The sequence below is a fragment of the Herpetosiphonaceae bacterium genome, assembly GCA_036374795.1.
Classification (GTDB): Bacteria; Chloroflexota; Chloroflexia; order Chloroflexales; family Kallotenuaceae; genus LB3-1.
The window spans coordinates 1-20,550 of sequence record DASUTC010000040.1; the positions used below are offsets into that span (position 1 = coordinate 1).

Consider the following 20,550-nt stretch of genomic DNA (forward strand, 5'->3'; position numbering starts at 1 on the left):
AGCGGGACGGCGACAGGAGCAGGGTGGTCCACGGTATCGGACAGCGGAGCCCGGCGTGCAAGGGACAGACCGTGCTCCCCAGGGTACGGGATGCTGCCACGTTGCGCATGGATCAGCTGAACGCCACCATGCTGTTCTGGAGTGCTTTAGGTGCTCGACGTCATCATGCGTGCGTGTATTCTATACCTCGTGCGGAGCGATTGCCGAGCTGGTGCGTACGGTGGTCGAGGCCACAACGAGGCATACCTCCAGGCGTCGGGGACACCGCGTTTCACGCGGCGTGCGCTGCGAGCGCTGGTGCAGCGCGCGTGAAGATGACGCCCGCGGGGAGCGGTTGGGAGGCTGACGTGCGCTGCGGTGGCGTGGTTGTCCTGGGTGCGCGGTGGAACGCAGGGCAGCGCCGGGTCGAGCCGGGTCGATGCAGGTGGGGCGGGACGGGGCGTGCAGGAGAGGGTGGCAGGATACCGATAATCTCCACCTTCTCCCCACACCACAGGTGTCGACTTCCCTGATTTCTGTGGCTTTCCTGGCGATTCTCTACCTTTCCCTGCGTTCCTTGATCCAGGCTTGGCGATTTCCGCGGCGTAACCTGACTCGTTCTGCTGTCACCAACCTAGTCCTCTCGGAATGGACGCGGATCTTTAAGCACCCGATGACGACGATGGCGGCGGCGGATCGGGTGGTCCATCATTTGGTGATCCTGGATTTGATGCAGGTGAAGAGTTACCGGGCGCGGGAGGCCACCCACGGACAGCGCAGGCTGGGCGGGTCAGGGACGAGTCTCACAACCAGTGGCCCAGCGCCCAGGACCGACGAGGACGTGCGTGTGGAGCACGCAGCTGGATAAGGGGACCGCGCGAAAGGAGGGAGCCTGGTCAAAGCGAGATTCTGATGGTCAATGGACGTTCCGTCGACGGAGAATGTGGTGGCGAGCAGGGGAGGACGCAAGCGGCAAGTTTAAAGATTAGCACCGGCAATACCACTTGACGTTCAACAAGCACCACGCACCCGTCGGAATGAACACCTGCTGCACCCGCGGATGGGTCTCCAGCCACGCCCGAATCGGCGCGCTCGTGTGACTCGCCAAGTTGTCGGCAATCAGGTAGAGATTCCCCACCGGATTCGCCTGCTCCAGCGTGGTCAAGCATTGCAGGTAGCCCGCTGTGTTGCGGGATGCTGCCTTCACCGTGAGTGCCACGCCGTCAGCGACCCGCAAGCCGCCATACACCCACACGTTTTCCCGACCCCGGCTGTATTCGAGCGGGCCTTGATACGATGGCCGTCACGCGACCAGCCGGGGGCTGGTGGATAGGTGCGGGCGTCATCGGTCCGAGTTCATCCACACAGCTCACCGTTGCGTCTGTCGGGGGCTGGGTGGAGCGCGTGACGACCGCCGTTCTTTTGGGCTAACCTCGGGATCCGCACTTATCGCCCAGATCCGTGATCGCCGCCAGCGGATTCCTTCCGCCAGAAACATCCGGCGGATCTGGCTGCGGTGAATCAGGATTCCCCGCGCCTGAGCAGCGGCGGTGAGCGCGTCCAAGGTCCACTGGGCGGCGCCAGCATCATCCGCCGGCGCTAGCGTGCCAACGCCTTGGCGGACGGGACGGCCGGGCGGAGGGAGGGTGACAAGCGCCAACACCGTGCTCCGGTCGGCTTCCATCAGGCGCCGTTTCCGTCCAGCGCCCGGCCGATTCCCGAGGCCCTCTAGGCCTTCGGCATTGAAGCGCGCAAGGCGCTCGCGCACGGTTTGGGATGACACTGGAGTTCCGTGGCGATCGCCGTGGTGCGCAGACCCGCCCAACTGCGCAGGATGATGCGGGCGCGGAAGATCCAATCCGCCGGGGCATGGCGACTGCGCGCCAGCCCCTGAATCTGGCTGGCCTCATGGTCACTCGCTGCTGGCCGCGCAAACAAAAGCTTTGGCAGACATGCCGCACGAGCTACTCGTCCAGGGTACCACGGACGTCTACTCCCATTGAGGAACGACGCACTACTGAACCGAGAGTCTTGTTCTATTGTTGTATTCGTCGGTATATCCTGCTACAATCCCCAAATCCCCTTCAGGTTGCTAAACACTATGCGTGGGAGCCGCGTATGCCGATTCCTGAGCCAATACTGGGCGCACTTGTTGAAGCGATGTTCGGGTATATCCTTGACCAAAGTGGTGTCTCCGATTGGGTCCGGGACAAGCTCGGTCGCGATCCCGCAAAGCGCGGCTATGTCCGCGCACTCAATGCAGCAATGACGACCTTTGAAGCGGAATATCCCCAAGCCGAGGATAGCCTCTTCGACGCGAACTTTCTGGAATGCGAAGCCGTGCCGATCCTGGCGCAGTTCCTGATCCGTGATGGTCGCCCCGATCCCTTCGCGCTAGCTGATAAGTGGGTCAGCTCGCTTGGGGTTCGTGATGGTGAGCGCCGCGCCACGCTCGTTCGCGAACGAGTACCCGAGGCAGCCCATTTTCTGGACCTGCTTAGTCAGGCGCTCAAAGCCGAGCCTGATCTTGCCGACCTCAACGATAGCCGCGCATTCGATCACCTATCTGACGATCTCGCTGCCCTCCGCCGCAGATTTGGCGCTGAGGAGGCAACACCGGCGACGCGCAATCAGTATTTCCACTGGTTGATCGAGCGGAACCTCTACCTGGACCCACGCGGAACCATGCAAACGCAACGTCAGGTGCAGGTCAAGCTGGGCGAGGTGTATATCTCCCTTCAGGCACAACGCGAAGACACACCCGGCGCGGTCGATCGCAAGCTGCTTGAGCAGGAGCTGAGCGAACTTGAGGCCAGGCTCACGCGCATGGCGATCCCTGCCGAGGAAGCGGAAGATCAGCGTGAACACCTACTAGCCCTCCTCCAGGGTCGTGGCATCAGCGCTTCCACAGGTGATCCAACTGAAACCCTGGAGCTATCCGAAGCTGTCACTCTCCATGATCGGCTGGTGGTACTTGGCAATCCCGGCAGCGGGAAAACGACCCTGGCGCGCTACCTTGCACTCAAACACGCTCAGGCGCTTTACAACGGTCGGGCGGACGCGGGCGATGGTCTTGGTCCCGCACGCTTCCCGATCCTGGTTCGCATCGCGGACTATGCCGAGAACGACACCTGGAAGCAGACGCCGCTCAGCGACTTTTTGCTGGCTCACTGCACGCTGCTGGAATGCCCTGATGCCGGTCTTGCTGATCTGCTGCAACAGGCGTTGGCGGGTGGCACCTGCCTGGTCATCCTCGATGGCCTGGATGAGATCGTCAGCGCCGATGCCCGGCGTGACATTGTGCGCCGGATCGAGGATTTTGTGCGCCGCTACGACGACACGGGCAATCGCTTTGTCGTCACCAGCCGTATTGCGAGCTATCGCACCTTTCCGCTCAGCGAACCGTTTGTGCATTACACCGTGCAGGAGATGAGCGATGCACAGATTCAGCGCTTTCTGGAGCGCTGGTGCCCGGCGGTGGAGGATGCCCAAACACCGGACCTCTCACCTGAGCGCCGCGCGGAGGTAGCGCAGGGCGAGATCGACGGCATTATGGCTGCGATCGAGAGCTCGGTGGGCGTGCGCCGTATGGCAAGGAACCCGCTCCTGTTACGGGTTCTGGCGCTGATCCACCGCACGGGAGCGCGGCTGCCCCAAAAGCGCATCGAGCTCTACAAGCTGGCTGCGGATACCCTTGCGCGTGACTGGCGGCTCTCACAGGGTGTGTCCGAGGCGGCGCTCACCTTACTGGAAGACGCCAATCTCACGCGCTTGCTCGGCAAGCTCGCCTACTGGCTGCATGTCAACAAGCCGACGGGCTTAGCCACCGAACACGAGGTCAAGGCGGTCCTCGGCGAAGAGTGGGCGCGCATCAACCGGCTTCCCTGGGACGCCGACGATCCGGACTCGGCTATTACGAGCAAGGTTGATCAGTTCCTGCACGCAGTGCGCGTCCATACCGGTCTGTTTGTGGAGCGCGCGCCGAAGCGCTACGGCTTTATGCACCTCACCTTTGAGGAATACTATGTTGCCCGCTACCTGGTGGCCCGCGCCAAAACACGGGCGCATCTGATCCGCACGCATCTCCACGATCCACGCTGGGATGAGCCGATTCTGCTCGCGCTTGGCTTCGTGGGCCTTGACTCGCCTGATGATGCGTCGGAGTTGGTCGAGAGCGCGATTCTGGCCCAGGGCGACGATGCGAAGGACCATGGCTTTACGCCTAGCGCGTATGAGCACATCCTGGGTCGTGATTTCCTTTTTGCGCTGCGCTGCCTTGGCGATGATATTTCCGTCGATCCCAGGCTGACCGGCCCGCTTATTGAGCGCTTTGTCGACGAGCTTGTGCAACAGCGCAGCTCTGGTCAGTACACGCACTACCGCAATATGTTACGAGAACGGCTTGATATTCTCAAAGATACAAAGGTTACGCCGCTATTAATCGCTCATGTTCAGAGCATGCTTGTGGACGCCACGGATCCACAGGTGCGGAGGCAAGCCGTCGCTGCGCTGGGTGCGTTAGGAGCGGAGGCACCCAATGAGGTGATCCCAATGCTGCAAGCAGCCCTCACCGATGCGGATCCACTGGTGCGTCGCCAAGCGATCTACGCTTTGAGTGAGTTAGGATCACAGGTACCGGGTGAGGTAATTCCCGTCCTGCACGCAGCCCTCTCACATGCTGATCCATTGGTGCGTCGCCAAGCGATTTACGCTTTGAGTGAGTTAGGATCACAGGTGCCTGATGAGGTAATCCCCGTGGTGCTGCAAGCAGTCCTCTCGCATGCCGATCGCTATATCCAGACAGTCGCGGCCCGAACGTTGAGCCAGTTGGGAGCGGAGGCACCCAATGAGGTGATCCCAATGCTGCAAGCGGCCCTCACCGATACGGATCCACAGGTGCAGAGGCAAGCCGTCGCTGCGCTGGGTGCGTTAGGAGCGGAAGCACCCAATGAGGTGATCCCAATGCTGCAAGCGGCCCTCACCGATGCGGATCCTCTGGTGCGTCGCCAAGCGATTTACGCTTTGAGTGAGTTGAGATCACAGGTACTGGGTGAAGTGATCCCCGTGGTGCTGCACGCAGCCCTCTCGCATGCTGAGTCGGATGTGCGTCGCCAGGCCATCCACGCTTTGAGCGAGTTGGGATCACAGGTGCCTGATGAGGTAATCCCCGTCCTGCAAGCGGTCCTCTCGCATGCCGATCGCTATATCCAGACAGTCGCGGCCCGAACGTTGAGCCAGTTGGGAGCGGAGGCACCCAATGAGGTGATCCCAATGCTGCAAGCGGCCCTCACCGATGCGGATCCGAGTGTGCGTTGGCAAGCGATCTACGCTTTGAGTGAGTTAGGATCACAGGTGCTTGGTGAGGTAATCCCCGTCCTGCACGCAGCCCTCTCGCATGCTGATCCTCTGGTGCGTCGCCAAGCGATCTACGCTTTGAGTGAGTTAGGATCACAGGTGCCTGATGAGGTAATCCCCGTCCTGCACGCAGCCCTCTCGCATGCTGATCCTCTGGTGCATGGTCAAGCTGTCTATACCCTCATTGATTTGAGGCTACCAATACCTGAGTTAGACTCCATGATCCTTGAGGGATTTCAAAAGGCTGAGTACGATGAGTGCTGGGAAATACGACGTGCTTTCGCTGACGTGTTAGGTGAGAGCCAGTATCCTACTGATGCGATCATCAATGCTCTGTATGCGGGTCTACTCGACTCAGATAATGATGTACGTACTGCATGTGGGCGCTCACTTGCGAAATTGGGGCGGCGGTTTCCACAGGCATTCCAGGAGATCGCAACAAGGTTGGAGCGTGCTATCTCAGATCCAACATTCGACACGTCCGATGACCTTGATGGTCGTAGCGGGCATGACTACGCCTTTGAATCGCTCTGGATGTTGGTCACCGGCGATGTGCCAGAAGCATGACGATCGGTCTACCAGCATCATGATCTGTATCTAAGTATTGTTATGGAGCATTCGCTATGAGCAAGCTCAAATGCACGGATGGTATATCAAGGATTGGTACGTACCATGGGATTCGCCCTTTTTCTCTTCTTCATTGCTCGTGATCCAACCGCTCCTGCTACGTATACGGTTGGTGGGGTGTGAGTGGTTGACCTCCTTATTGCCTTTGATTGTGTTCACCTCATACCCCATATGTTCCGAGTCCTTGCTGATTTGTTGCGGAAACTGTGGTACGTGTCCCTCTGAATTCTGCACACCATTAGTAGACTCTTAGCCCTGGAGGAACGTTATGGATTCGAACAATAAACTTCGGAATGAGCAGATTGCGCAGATTTTGAAGTCCCTCATGAAGAAGCACGGCTGGACGGACGGCAAACTCGCTGAAGCTCTGCACGTTTCTCGGTATGCCGTGGCTCATTGGCTTAAGCCGGATCGCTCCATACCTATCGATCAGATGATTCGAATCTGCGAGGTTATGAATCTCTCCGATAGAGAACGACTGCAACTCCTCACCCTAAAAGATGATAAAACACCCATCCAGTTGGAGGGCGTCCAGCGCATTCTGGCCGGACATAAGAATGGTGCGCTCGATTTTATTGCATTCGTTCACAAAGGCCAATTGACCTATGTCTGCCCCGATGATTTTCCCCAACGGATGGAAGGCATTGCTCATGGCTTTGCGGCAACGCAACTTCATGACTACCAGGAAATTTCCTTGCAGATGGCTCCGATGATTAGTCAGTTGGACGATAAGTTCATGTACCTTGATCAGGGCAATTTGACTCGTGTGGTCTTCGATCTTGAAAAGGGTGCTGTGCTTTTCTACCGACTGATGCCGGGGTACATCGTCGTCGGAATCACCGCTGATCAACGCAGGATGGACGATCGCTTTGCTGGTGCAGCTATGCGCGCGGTTATTGCTGATCTCAAAACCTATTTAAGGATGAAGCCATGAAGGACCTGCACCCGACCTCCTCCCTTTACGAGGAGGTCGGGTGCACAGCGACCAAAGTTACATTTGACCGACCCGCTTCGTTATCTCTCGATTTCAAGTTTATTGAACGTGTTTCATCGGTCTGAACGACCTGGTTCATCCCGTCGGCTTCTGTCCCTGCGCTGATCATCCCGCTGTCTCCCCCAGATCCTGGTTCACCCTGGTGTGTGAGCCTGCCATGGGCATATGGACCACGATGGCTCCTGCCCGCTCGTCGACGATGGCTGGGCTCTGGGGTGGTGGTTCCACGCGCAAGCGCCGGGGTGATGTCGCCAGCGCGCATGTCGAGCACCTCGGCGTGGTGTTCACATGCAACGACGATCGGCACTATCCCGCCAGCGTGCTCCTGACAGCGCGGCCGGGATGGGCGCAGCGCGGCGGCAGCAGCGGTCCTGGCTGACCGCTGCTGGGCGATTGGATGGCCCTGCAATGCCATGGATGTGCAGTGTATAGCATGGCTAGGCGATGCAACGCCAGGCATGGCAGGGTGGGGAACGCAGGAAAACGGGGATGGGATCTGGGTGGGTGAACAATATGATAGATTATCGGTATCATTTGGGCTCATCCCACAGCCACTCGTGCACCTGCTGCGCTGCGCCGGTGCCGAGCCCCGCTCCACCAGCGTACCCCAACGAACGTCCCTCCAACCGCGTCTTATCTGCCAGTTTTGCGCACTAAGCACCCGACTCCAAGGCGGACCATTCGGGGATCGCCAGCGGCGAACCACCCGCCCGCCCCCTTGCGCAAATGGCACACGGTCGGTATGATTGCTCCGTCGCGCCATCCGTTTCCGACCCGCGATCCGTCGGCGCGCCCCCCAACCGGACGTAGCCCGATTGATGTGACGCTCCACGACGCCCCACGGCGTCCGGCAGAAAGATCAACCATGTCCACGATTGCCATTCCTGAGCACGGCCAGCTCGTCGAGGTCCGCCAGCGCCGCTACGTCGTCGCCGATGTGCGCCAGAGCACGCTGCCGCCCGATCCTCTGTCGCTCGCCGATCCCGTGCCGCAGCACCTCGTCACGCTCGCCTCGGTCGAGGATGACGCCCTGGGCGAGGAGCTGCAGGTGATCTGGGAGGTCGAGCCGGGCGCGCAGGTCGTCGAGCAGACCGCGCTGCCGACGCCATCCGGCTGCGATCCGCCAGCGCGCTTCGACGCCTTTCTCAACGCTGTGCGCTGGGGTGCCGCCGCCAGCGCCGACGTGCGCGCGCTCCAGGCACCGTTTCGCAGTGGCATCGCTATCGAAGACTACCAGCTCGATCCCGTCGCGCGGGCGATCCAGATGCCCCGCGCCAACCTGCTGATTGCCGACGATGTCGGCCTCGGCAAGACCATCGAGGCCGGGCTGGCCGTTCAGGAGCTGCTGCTGCGCCATCGCGCCCGCAGCGTGCTGATCGTCTGCCCGGCGGCGCTCCAGCTCCAGTGGCGCGACCAGCTGCGCGATAAGTTCGGCCTGGAGTTTCGGATCGTCGACACGGCGCTGATGCGCGACCTGCGCCGCCAGCGCGGCCTGCACGTCAATCCCTGGACCCACTTTCCGCGCCTGATTACCTCGATCGATTTTCTCAAGCGCGAGCGCCCGATGCGCCTCTTCCGCGAGGTGCTGCCCACCGCCGACGCGCCGGCCTACCCGCGCCGCTTCGACGTGCTGATCGTGGATGAGGCGCATAACGTTGCGCCCTCCGGTCGCGGCAAATACGCTACCGACTCGCTGCGGACGCTGGCGATTCGCCGCCTCGCGCCGCACTTCGAGCACCGGCTCTTCCTCTCAGCCACGCCGCACAACGGCTATCCTGAAAGCTTTACCGCGCTGCTCGAGCTGCTGGATAATCAGCGCTTCGCCCGGGGCGTTGCGCCGGATCGCGCGCAGCTCCAGGCGGTGATGGTGCGCCGCCTCAAGTCTGAGCTGCCGCCGCGCTGGGACGGCACGCCGCGCTTTCCCGAACGCCGCCTGCATACGATCGAGGTGGCCTACACCGAGGCCGAGCACGCGATCCACCGCGCGCTCCAGCGCTACAGCGCGCTGCGCCAGACGCGCGCCGCCGATCAGACCGAGCAGGTGGCGACCGAGTTTGTGCTGAAGCTGCTCAAGAAGCGGCTCTTCTCGTCGCCGGAAGCCTTCGCTCGCACCCTGGCCCAGCATGTTCAGTCGCTGGAGACCGCACGCCGCCGGACGAAGCCGCAGGCGCGGCCCGCCCTGGGGATTCTGCGCCAGCAGATCGCGCAGGTCGAGGAGGCGTTCGACGACGATGCGGCGGCGGACACGGCGAGCGCGGATGCGCTGGAGTCGGCCACGCGGCTGTTTCGCCCGCCGACCGGCGAGGAGCGGGCGCTGCTGGACGAGATGCGGCAGTGGGCCGAGGTGGCGCGGGGACACCCCGACAGCAAGCTGGCGGCGCTGCTCGACTGGCTGCACGCGCGGGTGAAGCCCGGCGGCCAGTGGAGCGATGAGCGGGTGATCATCTTCACCGAGTATCGCGATACGCAGCGCTGGCTGCAGACGCTGCTGACCGCCGCCGGATTGGGCGACCACGAGCGGCTACTGATCCTGCACGGCGGCGTGAGCAGCGAGGAGCGCGAGCGGATCAAGGCCGCCTTCCAGGCCGCGCCCGACGTGTCCGCCGTGCGCATCTTGCTCGCGACCGACGCCGCCTCGGAGGGCATCGACCTGCAAAACCACTGCTCGCAGCTCATTCACTGCGAGATCCCCTGGAATCCCAATCGGCTGGAGCAGCGCAACGGGCGCATCGACCGGCATGGGCAGCGCGCGACCGCCGTGGACATCCACCACTTCGTGAGCCAGGGCTGGCAGCAGCGCCCGGTGCTGGACACCCACGCGCCCGGCGACCTGGCGGCGGATCTGGAGTTCCTGCTGCGCGCGGCGCTCAAGGTCGACGCGATTCGCGAAGATCTGGGCAAGGTCGGTCCGGTGATCGCCGAGCAGGTCGAGGAGGCGATGCTAGGCCGACGGCGACGGCTGGACACGGCGATCGCCGAGCGCGACGCCGCGCCGGTGCAGCGCATGCTCAAGTTCGAGCGCAAGCTGCGGGAGCAGATCGCGCACTTGCACGAGCAGCTGCAGGAGAGCCGCCGCGACCTCCACGTTGCGCCGGAGCAGGTCGCGGCCGTGGTCAGCATGGCGCTTGAGCTGGCGGGACAGCCGCCGCTGCGCCGCGCCACACTGCCGGATGGGAGTCCCGTCTTCCATCTGCCCGCGCTGAGCGGAAGCTGGGCCAGTGCCGCCGCTGGCCTGCGCCACCCGCATACCGGCGCGGTGCGGCCGATCACCTTCGACCACACGGTGGCCGAGGGCCGCGACGACGTGGTGCTGGCGCATCTCAATCATCGGCTGGTGCAGATGGCGCAGCGCCTGCTGCGCGCCGAGGTCTGGTCGCCGACCAATCAGCGGCGGCTCCACCGCGTCACGGCGCGCGTCGTGCCCAACGCGGCGCTGGACACGCCGGCGGTGATCGCCCATGCCCGCCTGGTGGTGCTGGGTGCCGACCAGCAGCGGCTGCACGAGGAGGTGATCGCGGCGGGCGGCGCGCTCCGCGAGGGCCGCTTTGCCCGCCTGAGCCAGAGCGAACTGCGACGCGCGCTCGACGCGCAGACCAATGCTCCCGTCGCCGACGGCATGCAGCGGCGGCTGGCAGAGCTGTGGCCGAAGCATCGTGATCCGCTGCTCGACGCGCTCGATGCGCGCACGCGCGAGCGAAGCGCAAGCCTTCAGAAGCTGCTCGCTGACCGCGCCGACAAGGAGATCGCCGATCTCACGACGGTACTGACCGAGCTGCGGACCACGATCCTGGCCGAGCTGCGCGAGCCGGATGTGCAGCAGCTTCCGCTCTTCAGCGACCCGGAGCGCGAGCAGTTCGCGATCAACAAGGCCAGCTTGCAGGCGCGCGTCGAGCGGATTCCGCAGGAGATCGCCGAGGAGACCGCCGCGATTCGCCGCCGCTACGCCGCGCCGCACGCCCGCGTCTTCCCCGTCGCCGTGACCTATCTCGTGCCGGAGCGCCTGGCGCGGGAGCTACGTTAGAAAGCGAATCCGATGTCGATTGCTCGTCACCACGCCGAATGGCTCTCACTGCTCGAATCCTCTGGCCCGTTCCTCAGCCTGCCGGTGCTGCTGCGCGCGTTTCCGCAGGGCCTCGACGCGATCGATCCTGAGCTGGCCCGCAACGTGCGGCTGGCCTACGAGGAGTGGGCCGACACGGTGGGCAGTCTGCGGCCCGATCCGGCGATCCACACCGCCTGGATTCGCTTCGTGCTGCGCGAGGTCTTGGAGCTTGACGAGCAGACGCTGCTCGAAGGACCGGCGATCCCAGAAATGATCAAGGCCACGCTGCTCGAGCACGGTGAGGTGCTGCGTCCCGATCTGATCGTGCAGCGCGTGGGCCGCGCCGAGCCGAGCCGCATGCTGATCCAGATCGTCCCGGCGGGCCAGGATCTCAACCGGCCGCTGGCCGGCAGGCACTGGAAGGCGTCGCCCGCGACGCGCATGATGGAGCTGCTCCACGCGGCCGGCGTGCGGCTCGGCCTCGTGACCGACGGCGAGCAGTGGATGCTGGTGCATGCGCCGCGCGGCGAGACCACCGGCTTTGCGACGTGGTACGCTAACCTGTGGATCGAGGAGCGCATCACGCTGCAATCGTTCCGCTCGCTGCTGCACGCCAGCCGCTTCTTTGGGGTGGATGAAAAGGGCATGATCGAGGCGCTGATCGCCGAGAGCGCGGCGAACCAGCAGGACGTGACCGATCAGCTGGGCTACCAGGTGCGCGCGGCGGTCGAGGTGCTGGTGCAATCGCTGGATCGGATCGACAAGGATCGCAACCGGGCGCTGCTGGCGGGCATCGACGAGCGGCAGCTCTACGAGGCGGCGCTGACGGTGATGATGCGGCTGGTCTTTCTCTTCTCCGCCGAGGAGCGCGGCCTGCTGCGGCTGGGCGATGCGCTCTACGATCAGCACTACGCCGTCTCGACACTCCGCGCGCAGCTGCGGGCGGTGGCCGACCAGCACGGCGAGGAGGTGCTGGAGCGGCGGCACGATGCCTGGAGCCGGCTGCTGGCAATCTTCCGCGTGGTCTACGGCGGCGTGCAGCACGAGGCGCTGCGGCTGCCGGCCTACGGCGGGCAGCTCTTCGATCCCGATCGCTTCCCGTTCCTCGAAGGCCGCGCCGTCGGCACGTCGTGGCGGACGGACATCGCGCAGCCGGTGCCGATCGATAACCGCACGGTGCTGCATCTGCTCGAAGCCTTGCAGATCCTCCAGGTCAAGGTGCCGGGCGGCGGCGCCGAGCCGCGCCGGCTCTCGTTCCGCGCGCTCGACATCGAGCAGATCGGACACGTCTACGAGGGCCTGCTCGATCATACCGCCGTGCGCGCCAGGGAGCCGGTGCTGGGCGTCCAGGGATCGAAGGATCGCGAGCCGGAGGTGCCGCTGGCAGCGCTTGAGGCGCTGGCCGCCAACGGCGAGGCCGCACTGGTCGCGTTCCTCCAGGAGCAGACGGGCCGCTCCCCGAAGGCGCTTGCCACCGCCCTGAAGCCCGATCTTTTGATTGACATAAACAAGCTGCTGATCGCCTGCGACAACGACCCGGCGCTCGTCGAGCGGGTGCGGCCCTTCGGCGGGCTGCTGCGGCTTGACAGCTTCGGCTATCCGGTGGTGATCGCCCAGGGCAGCGTGTACGTGACGGCAGGCACCGACCGGCGCACGAGCGGCACGCACTACACGCCGCGCTCGCTGACCGAGCCGATCGTGCAGCATACGCTCGATCCGCTGGTGTATGTCGGCCCCGCCGAGGGGCTGCCCCAGGAGCAGTGGCGCTTGCGCTCCGCCGCCGAGATCCTGCGGCTCACGGTCTGCGATATGGCGATGGGATCGGGCGCGTTTCTGGTACAGGCGTGCCGCTACCTCTCGGAGCGGCTGGTCGAGGCGTGGGAGACGATCGAGGCGGCCAGTCCGGGCCGGGTGGTGATCACGCCGGAGGGCGCGCTCTCGACGGGCGCGAGTGATGAGCAGCCGCTGCCGCGCGACGCCGAGGAGCGCCTGGCGATTGCCCGGCGGATCGTGGCCGACCGCTGTCTCTACGGCGTGGACAAGAATCCGCTGGCGGTGGAGATGGCGAAGCTCAGCCTGTGGCTGGTGACGCTCCAGAAGGATCGGCCCTTCACCTTTCTCGACCACGCGCTGCGCTGCGGCGACTCGCTCTTGGGCGTGGATCTCGACCAGCTCACGATGTGGTCGCTGACGCGCGGGCAGCCGGTGCAGCGCTCGTGGTTCACGCGGCAGCTTGAGGAGGCGCTCGACACGGCGCTGCACCTGCGCCGCCGGATCGCCGCGACGACCGTGCGCGATGTGCGCGACGCCGAGCGCAAGGCGCGGCTGCTGCATGAGGCCGAGGAGGCCATGAGCCTGGTGCGGCTGGGCGCGGATCTGCTGGTCTCAAGCACGCTGGCCTCGGAGAAGGTGCGCGATGATGTGCGGGCCGACGTCCTGCACCGCTTCTCGCTGGCCGCCGACAGCTTCCGCCAGCACCGTGAGGGACGATTCACCGCGCAGGGCGCGCAGCCCGGCCAGGAGGCGCTCGCCGACCTCCGCCGCGAGGCCGACAATCTCCTGGGCCAGCACCGCCCGTTCCACTGGCCGCTGGAATTTCCTGAGGTGTTTGTCGAGGGCCACGCCGACGCGCCGAATACCCAGGGCGTGCTTGAGCCGTTCGCCGCACTGCGCGAGCCGCTGCTGGCAGGGTTGCAGGAGTCCGCGCCGGAGCCGTGTACGCCCGGCTTTGCAGCGATCGTGGGCAATCCGCCGTTCCAGGGTGGATCAATGATAACTGGTTCACTCGGTACGCCTTACCGAGATTACTTGGTGGAGTATGTGGGAAGTGGGAAGCGTGGGCTAGCTGACCTATGTACCTTTTTCTTCTTGCGTGGACACAACCTCGTCAAAGCTGGCGGACACGTGGGCCTCATCGCAACTAATACAATTGCCCAAGGAGACACTCGTGCAGTTGGGCTAGACCAAATTACTGCGCGGAATTTTGTAATCACTCGTGCGGTTCCCAGTCGTAAGTGGCCCGGAGTGGCGAGTTTAGAGGTGGCACATGTTTGGTTATGGAAAGGAGATTGGAGCGGATCGTATGTGCTTGATAATCAAATTGTTGATGGCATTACATCCTTCCTGACTGTACCTGGACGAGTAAACGGTATACCATTCCGATTGGTTGCTAATGAAGATAAATCGTTCAAAGGTTCAGATATTTTAGGCATGGGATTTGTGCTGGATGAAACAGAAGCACAGGAAATCCTTGCTAAAGGTTCACGTTACCGCGAGGTGGTGATGCCATTCCTGAATGGAGAAGATCTAAATACAAATTATAATCAAGCCCCAAGTCGCTGGATAATTAACTTTTATGATTGGCCTATAGAACGCGCTCAGTCTTATCCTGAATGTTGGAGAATTATCGAAGAAAGAGTGCGTCCTGAGCGCCAACGAAAGAAATCAGATGGCACCTATATCCTTCGTAATCCTCTACCACATCGCTATTGGCAATATAATGACAAACGTCCTGCACTTTATTCAACCATCGCTTCAATGAATAAAGTATTGGTGACGGCTATCGTTACAAAGAACTTAGCGTTTTCTTTTTTAGAAACCGGAGTAGTTATTTCCAAAAACGTCATAGTTTTCCCATTTGATCAACCCTGCTACCTGGCACTGCTTCAGTCTTCATGCCATGAAGCATGGGCAAGAAAATATAGTTCTACACTTGAAACCAGATTAAACTATAGCCCAACGGATGCGTTCGAGAACTTCCCATTCCCTGCAAGCCTTGTAGGGCTGGACATCATCGGCGAAACGTACCACGAACACCGCCGCCAGATCATGCTCAGCCGCCAGGAAGGGCTGACCAAAACCTACAACCGCTTCCACAACCCCACCGAGTCTGCCGAGGACATCGCCGAGCTGCGCCGCCTGCACCTCGAGATGGATCAGGCGGTCGCGGGGGCCTACGGCTGGGCGGATCTCGACCTGGGCCACGGCTTCCACGAGACGAAGCAGGGCGTGCGCTTCACCATGTCCGAGGCGGCGCGGCGCGAGGTGCTGGACCGGCTGCTGCTGCTCAACCACCAGCGCTACGCCGAGGAGGTCAAGGCCGGGCTGCACGACAAGGGCGCGAAGAAGGGCAAGGGGAAGCAGGGAAAGAAGGTATCCGAGGGCCAGGGGGAGCTGTTCTGATGGAAGCGATTCATGCCGTACCAGATACACCATCCGTGACGGGCATGCCGGAGTGGATCACGCCCTCCCTGCATGTCACCGCAGGCCGCGACCCGATCGGCTTGCAGACGATCACTATCGACCGGATCATCCCGCAGCTCCTGCCGGGCGTGCTCGCGCTGTCGCGCCGGGCGCGCTACCTGAGCATCTACGCCTTCCTGCTGGACGAGTACCGCGCCCAGCGCCTGCCCGCGTCGAAGAGCGCGCTCTCGGACTTCCTGCGCGCGCGTGAGTACGAGTACGCGCTTGCGGTCCAGCTCTGCCCGCGCGGCTGCGGCAGCCTGGCGACCGCCGTCGTCGGCAAGCAGGTCGCCGGTCCTGCCGCCCGCCGCACCGGCGATGCCCTGCCACGCGGCACGTCGGTCGAGAGCTTTCTTGGCGGCTACGGCCTCTACTACCGAACGCCCATGATCGACCTGGGCCTGGTCGTTCCTGCCGGCTCGCTGCTGGGCGACACGCCCACGCCGATCGATGTCCTTGCCGACGAGGGCATGCACCCGCATGCCGCCGCGCTCGCCGCCGCCTTTCGGGAAACCCTGGCGGGCACCGCCTACTACCGCGAGCACATGCGTGGCATCGGCCCCATCCCGCGTGCCGCGCTGGTCGAGCTTGCCGAGCACGCCTGCCTGTGCCGCCTCGCGGACGCGCCCGCCGAGCGGGCGCTGCTGCACACGGTGCTGTTCGCGCCCACTGACCAGCAGGACCGAGCGCGCGTCGAGCAGCGCCGACGGAGCTTCGCCCTGCTGCTGTCGCTGGTCGCGGACGATCCCCTGGTGGCGGTCAGCGACGACGCCTTTCGGGCGGCGATCTGGGAGCGGTTCATCACGCCCGCCCCGCGCAGCGATGCCCATGCCACGACGCTGGCGCAGTGGGCCGCGCTGGTTGCCAAGGAATACCTCCAGGAAGGGATCTCGACCATCTGGACGGCGTTCTGCCACATGGGATTGGCCCGCCAGCCTGCCGACGGCCTTGCGCCTGACGAGCTTGACCACCTGCTGCGCGCCGACCTCGTGGGGAGCAGTGCGCTCGACCTGTTCGGCACGACCATCCGCTACACCCCGACGCTGCCCACGGCGGAGTGTGCCGCCGCCGTGATCGGGGCGGTCGCGGATGTGCCGCTGGAGCAGATTCGGCGGCACACGAACGCCCTGGGGCATGCCGTCGCGGGCCTGGCGCTGCTTCTGGCGCTGGTCGATCGGCTCCCGCATGTCGCGACCGCCCCGCGCGCCTGGCAGCACATCGGCAGCCAGCGATCCGAACACCAGCCGGGCTTGCTCGGCTTCACGCGCCAGCTCGCCGAGCACCGCGCTGCCGATCCGACGCTTGGCGACACGATCGCCTGGCTCGTCCGGCGCTACGTGCTGCGGCCCCACGAGCAGATCGCCTACAGCAAGCTGCCCGATCGCACGTTTCGCTTCCGCTGGGAGCAGGGACGGCTCCGCTTCTACGATCTGAGCGCGGAGCGGTTCGGCCTGACCGACATTCGCCGTGACGCCATGACCTGGATCGGCGAGGACCTGGGCCTGCTCACGCGCAACGATGGCAGCGGGCACCTGACCGCGCAGGGGCAGCAGTTCGTCGCCGAGGTGCTCGGATGACGATCAAGGTCTCCGCGCACTTCCACCGCCGGTGGAGCGTCTTCTGGGCCACCACCTACACCTTCGAGCTGCCGATGTTCGACAGCTTCTGGTTTCCGCGCCTGGGCGAGCCGCCGCTGAACGCCACGCTGCTGGTCGATGCCCGACGCCTGGCGGCAGCCTGGGCCGCGATCTCGGAGGACGAGACCTGGCGGCTGCACCGGGCCAACCGCCAGTACCTGATCCGTGGCGTGGCCGTCCCCGGCGGCGCGTTTCATCCCAAGACCTACCTGTTCGCGAATGGGAACGAGGGCCTCCTGCTCGTCGGCTCCGGCAACCTGGGGCTGCACGGCCTGGAGGACGGGCACGAGGTCTTCTCGACCTTCAGCTCCGCCGATCCCGCCGGGCGTGCTGCTCTGCGCGGCTGGCGGGACTGGATCGAGCGGCTGGTCCAGCGGCTCGACGATCCCCAGGTAACGGGGCGCTGGCTCGATCTCAAGCGCCGCACGCCCTGGCTCGGCGGCAGCGCCGGGCCGTCCGCGTTTGTCACGAACTGGGATCAGCCGCTGGCGGCGCAGGTGACGGCGGGCCTCACGCCGCCCGTGGACGAGCTGCATGTCCTGGCCCCGTTCTTCGACCGGAGCGCGACCGCCCTCGACGAGATCATCCAGGCGACGCGCCCGCGCGCGCTGCACCTCTACCTGGGGAAGGATGCGAGCGTCGACGGCGAGCGCCTGCGGGCGGTGGTCCAGGCCAGCCAGGCGACGCTGCTCATCTCCGGCTTTACGCCCAACGAGTTCGTCCACGCCAAGCTGATCGGCATCGTGACCGGCGCGCGCGGACGCCTGCTGAGCGGGTCGGCCAATCTGTCGCGCGCGGCGCTGCTGCGCTCCGTGGCCGAGGGCGGCAACATCGAGGCGGGCGTGCTGCTCGATCTTCCTGCGGATGCCGTGCGCGCCGCCTTTACGCCCGACCGCCTGGCGTGCCGACCGCTGCACCTCGACGATCTCACCGGCCTGCGCTTCCGGCGGTCGCCCGATCCACCGGCATGGCCGATGCAGCTCCTGAGCGCGGCGCGGCTGCCCGATGGTCGGATCGCGGTTCGGATGACGGGCCGCGTACCGGATGCCGGGCTGGCGCTGACCGACGGCGCGGCGATGATTCCGCTGGCGGGCGACCAGACGACCGCGCCGTTCCCGCTCGCGGGCGAGGCGGCGCTGGTGTGGCTTGCCGACGGCGATGGTCAGGCGATCTCGAACTGCGCGCCTCTCGACGATCCGGCCCACCTGAGCGGCTGGCTCCAGCAGCGCGAGACCGCCATCGAGCGTCCCCGCGAGCTGGACGATCGCGACATCGCGACGCCGATCGGGCAGATGCTGGAGCGCCTGCACCGCGACTGTATCTTCGACATCGACGAGACGCCTGCCGCCGCGCGGGTGCAGCGCCTGCAAGACACCGATGCCGACCCGACTTTCTGGGATCGGCTGCTTCAGGAGGAGCTGCGCCGCGATCCGCGCGCAGCGGCCTACGGCGCGCGGATCGGACAGGCGCGGCTGGATGACGACGACGTGCTGGCTCGCCTCCGCCGCATGCTGGACGAGGCACCGGCGCGTGTTCGTCTGCGCCTGGTGCAGCCGGACGGCAGCACGAGCGACCCTGGCGGCGTCGGGATCGGAGCGCCGTGGACGCCCGACCGGCGGCTCCAGGTACGCCTGTTCAACGTCCTCGACCGCTGGTCGCGCGCGCTGGCCGACCCGCGCCTGCGCTGGATCGATCCGCTCACGCCCGCGCGCAACTACACCGCGCTGCTCGCGGCGCTGCTGGAGTGCTGGACGGAGCGCTACCTGTCCGAGGAGCGGCTGCTTGCGCTCACGGCGACGCTGTTTGGGAGCTTCATCTCCACCGCCCGCGCGCCGGGCTACCTCCTGGCGCTGACCGAGGAGGAGCGCGACGCGGCGGTCACCGCCCTGGATGACGCGGCGCGAGCCGGCGCTGCCGCACTGCTGTATGTCGGTCTCCGGCCCAGGGCCAACTGGCGGGCGTATCTCTTCGACTGGCAGGCGTTCCTTGTTCCGGCGCTGGAGCTGGCGGTGGTCCGCGACGACGAAGCGGCTGCGGCGGTGGCGAGTCTGATCGTGGGCACCGGGGTGGCGGCGACGGACGTGGCCGATCGGCTGCTCTGGGCCGCCTGCTACATGGATGATCGGCAGTGGGGACCGGCCATCGCGCGCGAGCTGAATCTGACGAGGGTCGAGCTGATCGCCGAGGGCTTCAATGACACGTTCGGCGTGACGGTGCGCGTGAGCGGACTGACCGATCCGCTGAGTGATCCCCGGCTGGTGACGCTGGTCCACAAGGCGCTGGCCTACCGCAAAGCGACGGGCGCGGTGATCGTGCTGCCGGAGGGCCGTGTGAGCGTGGAGCTGGGCGACCGAATGTATGCAAAGTTGGATGGGGTCCTCTTCGAGTCGACCCAGACGATCACGATGGAGCGCTTGCGGCTGTTGGAGGCGAACGGCGCGGGATTGCGCGCGCTGCTGCCTCCGACCGTGGAGCAGGCAGTGTAAGGAATATTGCTGTGTGGCAAACTGCCATCTGTTTTCGCAGTCACGATCATTCATCATCGAAGGCGTTATTCATTGATTGAAAGGCTTCAGCATGTCACGCGTGATCTCGCCCTCCCATCCACTCAAACAATTGGGTACCTTGTTGGCCGCTGCCTTGATCCTCCTCAGCGGCATGAGCAGCTTCCATGCACCGATCACCGCCGCTGCCTCAACTAAAACGCTCCAGGCGCTGGCCGATGGGAATTTGCTGTTTCCCTCGTGGTGGAACGGTGAATGTGATTCGATTAACTACCGCAAAAAGACCGGCAAAGACTCGTATCCCCTTGGCGGGTCATATCGTGGCGTAAAGGCATGTGGGCCACGAGGCGGATTAACGATAGTAAACTTTGGGACTGGAACGAGTCAATATGAGTGGCAATGTGTTGAACTGGTCATGCGCTACATGTATCTCGCTTTTGGTCAGGCTCCGTACAACGTGCCAAAGGGTGGCAAAGACGTTGTTGCCTATTATCCAGGGACGGCACTAGAAAAAATCACCAACGGAACGCCCGGTAAGGCACCGCGTCCAGGAGACGTGATTGCGTATGGGGGATACACGAACAATCCCAACCATACCCATACGTCTATCGTCGTTGCAGCAGCGGTGGATGCGAATGGGAACGGTTCTATCGACACATTGAATCAGAACATGAGCATCTGGGACGCACGATCGGCACAAGGCTACCGGACAGAACGTGTACGAAATTGGTCGCTAGAAAATGGAGCCCTCGGCTGGTTGACCCCCAAGGGGAATGTGCCGCCGAACACACCACAGCAACTCTCGCCCATTCATGGCGCAGTCATGAATACACGTACAGTGACACTCCAATGGCAAGATACCGGTGACCCGGACAATGGACCGCAAGCGCATCGTGATTTTTACGTTGAAGTCCAGCGGGGGACCGAGCCACCGCTGTTGGTGTTGGCGTGGAAGCCACAGCAAACGTGGGCGATTACCGTGCCGAGCGATGGCACCTATGTTTGGCGTGTGCGATCTGGTGATACGGCCCCCATTAATGGTGCCAGTGCATGGTCAGCGAACCGGTTGTTCACGGTCATAACAGGTCCATGTGCAAGGAAAATAGAAGGCGATGCCAACTGTGATGGAGTAATCAATCTTCAAGATTTCGAGTTATTCCGCCAGGAGTA

Annotated in this window: 8 protein-coding genes; all 8 read left to right on the forward strand. The window is 63.9% G+C overall.

Annotated elements, in window-relative coordinates:
• The first annotated feature begins 2,097 nt into the window (after positions 1-2,097).
• Positions 2,098-5,901 (forward strand): HEAT repeat domain-containing protein, encoded by a 3,804-nt coding sequence (locus VFZ66_02535; protein HEX6288034.1) that lies wholly within the window; start codon positions 2,098-2,100, stop codon positions 5,899-5,901.
• A gap of 328 nt (positions 5,902-6,229) precedes the next feature.
• On the forward strand, positions 6,230-6,895 hold the full coding sequence (locus VFZ66_02540; protein HEX6288035.1) for a helix-turn-helix transcriptional regulator: 666 nt from the start codon (positions 6,230-6,232) through the stop codon (positions 6,893-6,895).
• Between the two features lie 217 nt (positions 6,896-7,112).
• Positions 7,113-7,334: a hypothetical protein gene (locus tag VFZ66_02545; protein ID HEX6288036.1), complete on the forward strand. Its 222-nt coding sequence runs from the start codon at positions 7,113-7,115 to the stop codon at positions 7,332-7,334.
• 486 nt (positions 7,335-7,820) lie between these two features.
• Positions 7,821-10,976, forward strand: a complete 3,156-nt coding sequence (drmD, locus tag VFZ66_02550; protein HEX6288037.1) for a DISARM system SNF2-like helicase DrmD — start codon at positions 7,821-7,823, stop codon at positions 10,974-10,976.
• A gap of 12 nt (positions 10,977-10,988) precedes the next feature.
• Entirely contained in the window at positions 10,989-15,179 is a 4,191-nt protein-coding gene (locus tag VFZ66_02555) for a type IIL restriction-modification enzyme MmeI (GenBank protein HEX6288038.1), read from the forward strand.
• On the forward strand, positions 15,179-16,816 hold the full coding sequence (locus VFZ66_02560) for a hypothetical protein (protein HEX6288039.1): 1,638 nt from the start codon (positions 15,179-15,181) through the stop codon (positions 16,814-16,816). The genes VFZ66_02555 and VFZ66_02560 overlap by 1 nt, the downstream gene beginning before the upstream one ends.
• Positions 16,813-19,362: a hypothetical protein gene (locus tag VFZ66_02565; GenBank protein ID HEX6288040.1), complete on the forward strand. Its 2,550-nt coding sequence runs from the start codon at positions 16,813-16,815 to the stop codon at positions 19,360-19,362. Before VFZ66_02560 ends, VFZ66_02565 begins: the two co-directional genes overlap by 4 nt.
• A gap of 91 nt (positions 19,363-19,453) precedes the next feature.
• Positions 19,454-20,550, forward strand: a 1,097-nt coding sequence (locus tag VFZ66_02570) for a CHAP domain-containing protein (protein HEX6288041.1), incomplete at its 3' end; no start/stop codon positions are given.